The sequence below is a fragment of the Frankia sp. BMG5.60 genome (assembly GCF_059428125.1).
Genome location: NZ_CM182091.1, coordinates 1,793,366 through 1,804,677, shown reverse-complemented (window position 1 = coordinate 1,804,677; position 11,312 = coordinate 1,793,366). Strand labels below are relative to the sequence as shown.

6 protein-coding genes are annotated in these 11,312 nt (G+C 73.4%); all 6 read left to right on the top strand.

Features of this window, described 5'->3' with window-relative positions:
• The first annotated feature begins 233 nt into the window (after positions 1 to 233).
• A complete protein-coding gene (locus tag AC5R91_RS07190) occupies positions 234 to 1,265 on the top strand; it encodes an ABC transporter substrate-binding protein (RefSeq protein WP_495396366.1) in 1,032 nt (343 codons plus the stop codon).
• Between the two features lie 108 nt (positions 1,266 to 1,373).
• Complete coding sequence (locus AC5R91_RS07185; protein WP_495396365.1) at positions 1,374 to 5,735, top strand: amino acid adenylation domain-containing protein; 4,362 nt, start codon at positions 1,374 to 1,376, stop codon at positions 5,733 to 5,735.
• A gap of 62 nt (positions 5,736 to 5,797) precedes the next feature.
• Positions 5,798 to 6,763: a TauD/TfdA family dioxygenase gene (locus AC5R91_RS07180; protein WP_495396364.1), complete on the top strand. Its 966-nt coding sequence runs from the start codon at positions 5,798 to 5,800 to the stop codon at positions 6,761 to 6,763.
• On the top strand, positions 6,760 to 8,430 hold the full coding sequence (locus tag AC5R91_RS07175) for an ABC transporter ATP-binding protein (RefSeq protein WP_495396363.1): 1,671 nt from the start codon (positions 6,760 to 6,762) through the stop codon (positions 8,428 to 8,430). Before AC5R91_RS07180 ends, AC5R91_RS07175 begins: the two co-directional genes overlap by 4 nt.
• The gene (locus AC5R91_RS07170; protein WP_495396362.1) at positions 8,427 to 10,271 is read left to right on the top strand and encodes an ABC transporter ATP-binding protein; all 1,845 of its coding nucleotides are present in this window, start codon (positions 8,427 to 8,429) and stop codon (positions 10,269 to 10,271) included. The genes AC5R91_RS07175 and AC5R91_RS07170 overlap by 4 nt, the downstream gene beginning before the upstream one ends.
• Positions 10,265 to 11,311 (top strand): FecCD family ABC transporter permease, encoded by a 1,047-nt coding sequence (locus tag AC5R91_RS07165; RefSeq protein ID WP_495396361.1) that lies wholly within the window; start codon positions 10,265 to 10,267, stop codon positions 11,309 to 11,311. Before AC5R91_RS07170 ends, AC5R91_RS07165 begins: the two co-directional genes overlap by 7 nt.
• The last annotated feature ends 1 nt before the right edge of the window (position 11,312 follow it).

Here is an 11,312-nt window from a genome sequence, read left to right as displayed (position 1 = left end):
TTTCGTGACGCCACAAGAATGCTCCTGGATAGCAGCCGCCATAGTTGCGAAACGGCAGGTGGACGGGTTAGGCTCGCCTTAGTGGCGGGCGGGTCGCAGAGTTCGGGGCATTCGGCGATGCGCCGCGAACCCGACGGTCGACTCCCCACGTCAAGGGCAAAGAGACCGGCTCTCCCTAGCTACTCTTAGTTGCTGGCAGCTCCTGACGACTGCCACGAGACGAGGACGAACGCATGTACATCCCCGTGACTGGTGGACGCCCACGGAGTCGCCGCGACATCCTGTTCTTCGGCGCCGCTCTGGGTTCCACCGCTTTGCTGAGCGCCTGCGGCGGGGATACCACGGGTCCGGCGGCGACCAGCACAGCCGGAACGGCCGGAGCGGCCGCGGGAGCCTTTCCGGTCACCATCAGGGACTCGTTCGGCACGGTGACCATCCCGAAGGCGCCGAGCCGGGTCCTCTCGCTCGGCCGCACCGATCACGATGTCCTGCTCGCCCTGGGCATCGTGCCGATCGGCGTCTTCCAGTTCACCGAGGAGATGAAGCGCGGCGTCGGCGTCTGGGCGGAGTCCAGGCTGGGGAACGTCACGCCGAAGTTCTTCAGCCCGCCGTTCGACTACGAACAGGTCGGTCGACTGACTCCCGATCTGATCCTGGACGTGCAGTCCCGGGGTGACAAGGACGAGTACAAGTCGCTGTCCGCGTTCGCGCCGACGGTCGGCCTGCCGCCGGACCGCGACCCGAACTCCGTGCCGTGGCAGCAGTCCACGGAAGTCATCTCCACCGCGGTCGGCCGCAAGACCGACGGAGCGGCGCTGGTCACCAGGACCCAGGATGTACTCAGAAAGGCGGCAGCGGACAACCCCACGTTCTCCGGTCGCACCGTCACCATTCTGCTGGCCTGGGAGGGAGAGGTCGCCGTCTATTCGTCGGCGGACACCCGCACTCAGGTCGTGACGGCCCTCGGGCTCACCCCGTCGCCGTACGTGAAGAGCCTGGGGACGGAGGAGGCCTTCGTGAGTCTGTCCGCGGAACGGATGGCCGACGCGGACGCCGACGTGGTCATCGTCCTCAGCCAGCAGGGTCTGCCGAAGGACAAGACGCTCGCCGAGTATCCGCAGATCGCGCGGATGGCGGCCGTCACGGAGAACAGGGCGGTCTTCCCGGACAACAACACCGGGCTCGCCCTCTCGTTCGCCTCGGTGCTGAGCATCCCCTACGCCGTCAAGGCCCTGGTGGCCCAGATCGGGGATGCGCTGCGGTAGGCCTGGTTGCCCGGCCGGCCCGATGCCGGCTGCCTGAATGGCCGAATGCCCGCAGGACAGCGTTCGACTGGAGCCCGCTCCACGCGTTCGAGGAGAGATGGCGTACCCGTGAACCGCTCCAACATCGAGGAGGTCCTTCCCCTCGCGCCCCTGCAGGAAGGTCTGTTCTTCCACGCGATGGCGGACAACGACGCCGCCTACACCGTCCAGACGATCCTCGAACTTGACGGGGCGCTGGACCCCGCGCGGCTGCGGGCCGCCGCGCAGGCCCTCGTGGACAGGCATGCCAACCTGCGGACGGCCTTCGTCGTCGTCCCCACCGGAGCGGTGCAGGTGGTGCTGCGCCAGGTCGACGTGCCCTGGACCGAAGCCGAAGCCGAAGCCGAAGCCGAGGCCGAGGCCGAAGTCGAAGCTGAGGCCGAAGTCGAAGCCCACGCCGGGGCTGGGATCGGCGCGCAGACCGCCGCTGGGGCTGGGGCCGGTGGCCCCGGTGCTCCCGGCGGCTCCGGTCCGGGGGTGCGGGAACTGGCGGCGGCGGAACGGGCCCGGCCGTTCGTCATGGACGCGCCGCCGCTGATCCGCTTCCTGCTCATCCGGACGGGGCCGCGGGCACACCGGCTGGTGATCACCGGCCATCACATCCTGCTGGACGGCTGGTCGTCGCCCCTGCTGCTCAGAGATCTGTTCTCCCTCTACGCGGGGGTGCCGGCCCCGCGGCCCCGGCCCTACCGGGACTACCTGACGTGGCTTGCGGCCAGGGACCGCGACGCGTCCCTGGCCGTCTGGCGCCGGGTCCTCGACGGGCTGACCGAGCCGACGCTGCTGGCCGCCACCGCCCCGCCCACTCCTACTGCCGGGAGCGCGGGCGAGGCCGGGGCCGGGGCCGGGGCTGCGGGCGGGGACGGCACGGCGGCGGTGCCGGACCACATCCCGGTCCCGCTCACCGCGGACGTCCAGCGGCGCCTGCGGGGCCTGGCGCGCGACAGCGGCGTCACGCTGAGCACCGTCGTCCAGGCGGCCTGGGCGATCACGCTGAGCCGGTTCGTCGGGCGGGGTGACGTGGTGTTCGGCGCGACGGTCTCGGGCCGCCCGCCGGAGATCGCGGGGGTGGAGTCGATGGTCGGCCTGTTCATCAACACAGTCCCCGTGCGGGTCACGGTGGACGCGGCGGAGACGGTCACCGCCCTGCTGGGACGGCTGCACCGGGCCCAGAGCGAGACACTGGAACACCATCACCTCGGGCTCGCCGAGGTCCAGGCGTTGACCGGGCTCGGGGCCCTGTTCGACACCCTGGTGGTGGTCGAGTCCTACCCCGTCGACAACGCCGAGATCGACCGGGTCCGGGCGGCCCTCGGCGTCGAGATCACCGCGGCGCGGACCGAGGACGCGACCCACTACCCCCTCACGCTGGTCGCCGACCCCGGCGCCGAGTTGCGGCTGGAACTCGAGCACCAGCCCGGGCTTCTCGTCCCGCATCGCGCCCGCGAGGTGGGCGAGCTGCTCGGCGAGGTGTTCGCGGCGATGGTGGAAGCCCCCGACGCCCTGCCCGTCGCCCGGCTCGCCGTCGCCGAACCACCGCGGTTCGCGGCGCAGAACGCGGCGCCGGAGCATCCGGTTCCGTTTTCGTCGGTGGTGGGTGTGTGGGATGGGGTGGTGGGTGCTGGTGGTGGTGAGGTGGCGGTGGTGTGTGGGGGTGTGTCGTTGTCGTTTGGTGAGGTGGATGGGGTTGCTTCGCGGTTGGCGGCGGTGTTGCGGCGGGTGGGGGTGGGGTCTGAGGTGCGGGTGGGGGTGGTGGTGCCGCGGGGTGTGGAGGTGGTGGTGGTGATGGTGGCGGTGTGGAAGGCGGGGGGTGTGGTGGTGCCGGTGGATCCGGTGCATCCGGTGTCGCGGGTGGGTGTGGTGTTGGGGGAGGCGGATCCGCTGGTGGTGGTGACGTCGTCGGTGGTGGCGGACCGGGTGGTGGAGGCGGGGTTCTCGGGTCGGCTGATTTTGGTTGACGATCCGGATTCCTGGCCGGACACGAATCCGGTTGCGATTGCGGGTTCGGGTACGGAGGTGGGTGCGGGCTCGGAGTCGGATGCGGGTGCGGGTGCGGTCTCGGATGTGAATGCGGGTTCGGGTTCGCCTGCGGGTTCGGGTTCGGCTGTGGGTTCGGGGGTTTTGTCGGGGCCGGTGGGGCCTGGGTCGGCGGCGTATGTGGTGTTTACGTCGGGGTCGACGGGGCGTCCGAAGGGGGTGGTGGGTACGCATGAGGGTCTGGTGAATCTGGCGTTGGCGCATCGGGCGGCGGTGATCGAGCCGGCGGTGGGCCGGCTGGGTGGTCGGCGGTTGCGGGTGTTGAACGTGTTGTCGTTTGCGTTTGACGGGTCTTTGGATCCGCTGGTGTGGATGTTGGCGGGGCATGCGATGCATGTGCTGCCGGACGAGTTGATGGGGGATGCGGCGGGGATTGTGCGGGTGGTCCGTGAGGAGCGGATTGATTTCGTGGATGTGCCGCCGTCGTTGTTGGAGTTGCTGGTGGATGACGGTTTGCTGGTGGGGGAGTGGGTGCCGTCGGTGGTGGCGACGGGCGCGGAGGCGGTGGGTTCCCGGTTGTGGGAGGCGCTGGGTTCGGCTGACGGTGTGCAGGGGTTGAATTTCTACGGGCCGACGGAATGCACCGTGGATGCGACCTGGACGATGGTGGAATCCGGGGTGGGGCCGCATATTGGCCGTCCGGTCGCGGGATTGCAGACGTACGTGTTGGATGGTGCGTTGCTACCGGTGCCGATAGGAGTGGCTGGGGAACTTTACGTGGGTGGCGCGGGTGTGGCTCGCGGGTATGCGGACCGGCCTGCGGAGACGGCGTCGCGGTTCATCGCGGATCCGTTCGAGGACGGCCGGCGGTTGTACCGGACGGGGGATCTGGTGCGGTGGCAGCCCGAGGGCACGTTGGAGTTTTTGGGCCGTGCGGACGAGCAGGTGAAGATTCGTGGCTATCGGGTGGAGCCCGGTGAGGTCGAGGCGGTGCTGGGTGGGCTGCCGGGGGTGAGCCAGGCCGTGGTGGTCGCCCGCACCGACAACGGGATCACCCGTCTCGTCGGCTACGTCACCGGCCACGGCGGGAGTCCCGGCCCGGATCGCGGTGACGCTTCCGCGGCGGATCGGGGCGACGCTTCCGTGGCAGGTCGCGGCGATGCTTCCGCGGAGGACCGGGAGGGACCGCTTGATCCCGACCGGCTTCGTGCTGCCGCCGCGGCGATGCTCCCGGACTATCTGGTGCCCGCGGCCGTGGTCGTCCTCGACGCGTTCCCGTCGTCGCCGAACGGCAAGCTCGACCGCCGGGCCCTGCCCGCGCCGTCCTTCACCGGCGGCGCTGGCACCGGCCGAGCCCCGGCGAACGACACGGAACGGGCGCTGTGCGAGATCTTCGCCGAGCTCCTCGGCCTGCCGGAGGTCGGCCCGGACGACTCGTTCTTCGCCCTGGGCGGGCACTCCCTGCTCGCCGCCCGCCTCGTCGTGCGCATCCGCCGGGACCTGACCGCCGAGCTGCCGCTGAGCGCGGTCCTGCGCGCGCCCACACCCGCCGGCATCGCCGGCCGGCTCGACGGGACCGCGGAACTGGTGCCGGACACCGCCCTGGACACCCTCCTGCCGCTGCAACGCCCGCCCTCCCGGGACCGGGGCACGACTGCGGCCCCGCTGTTCTGCGTGCCTCCGGGACTGGGCCTGAGCTGGTCCTACGCCGGGCTGCTGCGCTACCTCGGCCCGCAGCGGGCGGTCTACGGCCTGCAGGCGACCGAGATCGACACGGGCGTCTCGCCCACGGTCCGCACGATCGCCGCGCGCTACGCCGACGCCGTCGTCGCGGCGGAACCCAGCGGACCGATCCACCTGCTGGGCTGGTCCCTGGGCGCCGTGCTGGCACACGCGGTCGCCTGCGAGCTCGAAGCGCGCGGCCGCGAGGTCCCGTCGATCGTCATGCTGGACGGCTACCCCGAACTGGACGGCCGACCCGAACTGGACGGCTGCCCCGAGCCGGATGGCCGCCCCGAGCCGCATGACCCCGCGCCCGCGGAGCCGGTGAACACGGTCTCCCGCTTTCTGCACACCCTGCTGCAACGCTCCGGGCATCCGGTCGACGACCTGCACCCGGACGAGGTCACCCCCGCCGTCGCCCACGCCCTCGCCGAGCGGACCGGCAGCCTGCTCGCCGGCGCCGGTGAGCGGCGGATCGGCGCGGTGGCCCACAGTCTGCTGGCCGTCGCGTCGGTCGACACCGGCGTCAAGCCCAGGTTGTACGGCGGGCGGGTGGAGTTCGTCCGGGCCCTGCCCGAGCCCGGTGGGACACCGGCCGACCCGACGGACTGGGCGCCGTACGTCGCCGGCGGGCTGCGCATCCACGCCGTGGACGTCGCCCACGAGGACCTGCTGTCCCCGGCGGCGCTGCCGGCCGTCGGCCCCCTCGTCGCGGACGCGCTGCGCTCATGACGATCTTCCCCTCAACCGGAACGAACGATCCGTGCAGCCGAGCGAGAAGGGCCGAACCCGCCATGACGGACGCGATCGGCTGGCCGGCGGGCGGTCCCGGCTCCACCGGGCTTCCCCTGGTCGTCGAGGGCGAAGGGGCCGTCGCCGACCTGCTGCGCCGCGACCGGGAACGGCTGCGGGAACACCTCGCCGTCCGTGGGGCGGTCCTGCTGCGCGGGTTCGACGTCGGCGGGGCCGAGGGGCTGGAGGAGGCGGTGCGGGCGCTGTCCGGCGCGCCGCTGCCGTACACCGAACAGTCCTCACCCCGCAGCGTGATCAAGGGCAACGTCTACACCTCGACGGACTACCCGCCGGCCGCGGAGATCCCGCTGCACAACGAGATGTCCTACCAGGCGACCTGGCCGCTGACCCTGTTCTTCCACTGCGTCGAGCCGGCGCTGACCCAGGGCGCGACGCCGCTGGCCTCGGTGCGCGCGGTGCACGAGATGATCGACCCGGACGTCCGCGTGGAGTTCGAGCGTCGCCGCTGGATGGCCGTGCGCACCTACGGCGACGACGTCGGCCTGCGGTGGCGGACCGCCTTCGACACCGACAGTCGCGCGGAGGTAGAGCGGCTGTGCGCCCGCGGCGGGCTGACGCCGACGTGGATCGGCGCCGACGGGCTGCGGACCACCGCGGTCCGCGACGCGGTGCACCGCCATCCGGTCACGGGCCTGCCGGTGTGGTTCAACCACGTCGTCATCTTCCACGAGAGCAGCCTGCCCGCGGACGTCCGCGAGGTGCTGCTCGACGCCTACGGGCCGGACGGCTTCCCCAACAACTCCCGTTACGGCGACGGCGGGGTGATCCCGGACGACGTCGTCGCGCACCTTCGGCAGTGCTATCGGGCCGCGTCCGTGCGCTTCGACTACGAGCGTGACGACCTGCTCGTGGTCGACAACATGTCCGTCGCGCATGGCCGGGAGCCCTACACGGGCCCGCGCCGGATCGCGGTCGCGATGGCCGAGCCGTCCACCGGCGCCCGATGACCCCCGCCGTGCTGCGCCGCTCGATGCTCGCGCACCGCCCCCGGATCGTGGCCGCCGCGACGCTGTTCATCGGCTACCAGAGCGGCGAGGCGCTGGTCCCCGTCCTCATCGGCGTGGCCATCGACCAGGCCACCGCCACCGGGGACGGGGCCCGGCTGCTGCTCTGGCTGGCCGTGCTGCTCGTGGACTTCGCCGTGCTGTCGCTGTGCTGGCGGTTCGGGATGCGCGTCGCGCTGCTCGGCGGCGTCCGGGCCGACCGGGACCTGCGCCTGGCCGTCACGGCGCGGGTCCTCGACGACCGCGGCACCGCCCGGACGGACCTGCCCGCGGGCGCGCTGGTGAGCGTCGCCACCGCGGACGTCCGGCGCACGACGAGGGTGAACTTCCTGCTGCCGCACGGCGTCGCCGCGGTGGTGGGCATCGGGGTCGCCAGCGTCGCGCTGCTGGTCGTCTCGGTGCCACTCGGCCTGCTCGTGCTGCTCGGCACGCCCGTCCTGCTGCTGGTGGCGCGGTGGCTGAGCATCCCACTGGAACGCCGGGCGCAGGTGCAGCAGGACAGCGCCGCGCGGGCGGCGGGCGTCGCCGTCGACCTGGTCCGCGGCGTTCGGGTCCTCAAGGGGATCCGCGCCGAGCAGGCCGGGCGGGCCCGTTACCGGGCCGTCAGCCGCGACTCGCTGGCCGCGACGCTGCCGACCACCCGCGCCGAGGCCGGGCACTCCGGGGCGCTCTCCGCGGTGACCGGGCTGTTCCTCGCGCTGGTCGCGCTGGTCGGCGGCAGGCTCGCGGCGGCAGACGAGATCTCCGTCGGTCAGCTCGTGTCCGCGGTGGGACTCGCCCAGTTCCTGCTGACGCCGCTGAGCACGTTCGGCGAGATCATCGCGGTGCTGGCCGCCGGCCGCGCGTCCGCGGCGCGGATCGGCGGAGTACTGGACGCCGCGCCGGCCATCCCACGCGGGCAGGCGGGCCTCGATCCGTCGATCACCGGCGAGATCACCCTGTCGGAGGTGCGCGGCGGCGGCCTCGACGGCGTCACCATCACCGTCGAGGCCGGCGAGCTGGTCTGCCTGGTCTGCTCCGACCCGGCCGCCGCCACCGCCCTCGTGCGTTATCTCGCCCGCGAGGCGGACCCGCCCGACGGCCGGATCCTGCTCGACGGGACGCCGTTCACGGCGCTGGCGCCGAGCGCGCTGCGCCAAACCGTCCTGGTGTCCCCGCACGACGCGAGCCTGTTCGAGGGGACGGTGCGGGAGAACATCGTCGCGGGCCGTCCCGGCGACCTGTCCCGCGCGGTGCGCGCCGCCCGGGTCGACCAGATGACCGCCGTCCTCTCGGCCGGTCTGGACACGCCCGTCGCCGAGCGGGGCCGGTCGTTGTCGGGCGGCCAGCGCCAGCGCGTCGCGCTGGCCCGGGCGCTGCACGCCGACCCGCCGGTGCTCGTCCTGCACGATCCGACGACCGCGGTGGACACGGTCACCGAGACGGAGATCGGCGCCGGCCTGCGCGCGCTGCGGGCCGGGCGCACCACCGTGATCGTCACCAGCAGCCCGGGGCTGCTGGCCGTGGCCGACCGGGTGGTGTTCGTCGAGGGCGGGCGGGTCGGCGCCGACGGCAGTCACGACACCCTGGTGCACGCCAACACCGCCTACCGTGAGCTGGTGCTGGCATGAGCACTCCCGCGGACGCCGGGCGTGTGCCCACCGGCGGGCTCCTGCCGGACGCCGGGCTCCTGCCGGACGCCGGGCTCCTGCCGGTCGCCGGGCTGCTGCCGGTCGCCGACGCGCGCACCACCCGGTCCGCGGTGCGCGTGCTGCTGGCCGCGCACCGGGCCCGGGCGGCGTGGGCCGCCGCCTGTCTGCTCGCCGCGGCGGCATGCAGCCTGGCGGCGGCGCCACTGCTCGGGCGGATCGTCGACCTCGCCGCCGACGGCGACGCGTCCGGTCTGACCAGGCCGGTGCTGCTGCTGGCCGGGGCGGCGATCGGGCAGGGGGCGTTGGCCTACGCGGGGATGGCGTCGGTCGCCCGTCTCGGCGAGGAGGTCCTGGCGACGACCCGGGAGACGTTCGTCGACCGCGCGCTCGATCTGCCGCTGGAGCGCATCGAGCGGGGCGGTTCGGGTGACCTGACCTCGCGCATCACCGAGGACATCGCGATGGTCAGCGAGGCCGTCCGCGGTGCCGTCCCGGAGTTCGTCCAGTCGGCGCTGATCATCGCCCTCACCCTGGCCGGCCTCACCGCGCTCGACTGGCGTTTCGCCGTCGCCGCGCTGGTCGCGCTGCCCATCCAGGCCCTGACCGCGCGGTGGTACGTGCGGCGGTCGGGCCCGATCTACGACGAGCGACGCCGGGCGGTGGGCGGGGAGCAGCAGCAGTTGCTGGAGACCTTCGGTGGGGCGGCCACCGTCCGCGCGTTCGGCCTGGCCGGCACGCACGTCGACCACGTGGGACGCCGGATCGACCGCAGCATCGAGGCGACCGTCGCGCTCACCCGCCTGCACACCCGCTTCTTCGGCCGGCTGAACATCGCCGAGGCGGTGGGGCTGTGCGCCGTCCTGATCACCGGGTTCCTGCTCGTCGACGACGGCGCGGTGACCATCGGGGCGGCCAGCGCCGCGGCGCTGTATTTCGCGAACCTGTTCGGGCCGGTGAACTCGGCGCTGTTCCTCCTCGACACCCTGCAGTCCGCCACCGCGAGCCTGTCCCGGATCGTCGGGGTGACCGACCTGCCGGCGCCACCCCGCCCGGCGGACCCGGCGGAGCCGGTCGCGGTACCCGCCGACGGCTCGCTGGCGGTGCGTGACCTGCGTTACGCCTACGTGCCCGGTCAGGAGGTGCTGCACGGCGTGAGCTTCGACGTCCCGGCTGGCGGGTCGGTGGCGCTGGTCGGGGGCAGCGGCGGCGGGAAGACCACGCTGGCCAAGCTGCTGGCCGGGGTGCACCCGCCGACCGCCGGAACGATCCTGGTCGGCGGCGCCCCGGGCCCGCGGACGGACCCCCTCATCCTGCGCGCGACCGTCGTCCTGGTCACCCAGGAGGTCCACGTCTTCGCCGGCACCCTCGCGGAGGACCTCCGGCTCGCCGCGCCCGAGGCGACCAAGACGGAGCTGTGGGGCGCGCTGGCCGCCGCCGGTGCGGCCGACTGGGTGGCCGCCCTGCCGGACGGGCTCGACACCGTCGTCGGTGACGGCGGCCTGGAACTCGACCCGGCGCGGGCACAGCACCTCGCCCTGGCCCGCCTGCACCTGGCGGACCCGCCGGTGGCGATCCTGGACGAGGCCACGGCGGAGGCGGGCAGCAGCGGCGCCCGGCTGTTGGAGGCGGCCGCCCACCGGGTGCTGGCCGGCCGCACCTCGATCGTCGTGGCGCACCGGCTCAGCCAGGCCGCCGACGCCGACCTGATCCTCGTCCTCGACGACGGCCACGTCGTCGAGCGGGGTTCGCACGAGGACCTGCTGGCCGCGTCCGGCAGGTACGCCCAGCTCTGGCGAACCTGGTCGGCGCACCGATGCTGACCCCGACCGTGGAGCGGGGCGCCCGGGCCGGCGGCGACGCCGAGCGGCATCGTCCCCTCGTACGCGGCGTCGGGCTCGTCGTGGCGCTGGGCGTCCTCGCGTGCGCCGTCGCGCTCAGTCTCGCCGTGGGTGCCAAGCAGATCGACCTGGGCACCGTCTGGCATGCGCTCGGCCACGACGACGGCAGCGACGACGCGTTCATCGTGCGCGAGCTGCGGCTGCCGCGCACGGTGCTCGGCGTGCTGGTCGGCCTCGCGCTGGGCCTGGGCGGTGCGGTCATCCAGGGGCTGACCCGCAACCCGCTGGGCGATCCGGGCCTGCTGGGCCTCGAGACCGGCGCCTCGGCGGCGGTCGTCGTCGCCATCTCGATGCTGGGGGTCTCCACCCCGGCCGGCTACGTCTGGTTCGCGCTGGCGGGCACCGCGGTGACCGCCGTGGTGGTCCACACGCTCGGTTCGCTCGGCCGGGCCGCGTCGCCCGAGCGCATGGTGCTGGCCGGCGCCGCGGTCACCGCCGCGCTGACCGCCTTCATCGGGTCCATCCTCCTGATCGACGGGCAGGCGTTCGACCGCTACCGGTTCTGGGCCGTCGGGTCGCTCGCGGGCCGGCCGATGACCATCGTCTGGGAGGTGGGCCCCTTCGCCGTGGTCGGCGCGCTGCTGGCACTCGGCCTCGGCTCGAGCCTCAACGCGCTGGCGCTGGGGGAGGAGACCGGGCGGGCGTTGGGCGTCCGGATCGGGACCGTCCGGGCCGTCGCCGCCCTCGCGGTGACGCTGACCTCCGGGGCGGCCACCGCGATCGCGGGGCCGATCGGGTTCGTGGGACTCGCCGTGCCGCACGCCGCCCGCCTGGTCACCGGGCCGGACAACCGCTGGGTGCTGGCCTACTCGGCGGTGCTGGCGCCCAGCCTGGTGCTGCTGGCCGACGTGACCGGCCGGGTCGTCGTCGCGCCGAGCGAGCTGGAGGCGGGGATCGTCACGGCCCTCGTCGGAGCCCCGGTCCTCATCGCTCTGTGTCGCCGTCGGACCGTGGCGCTGTGAG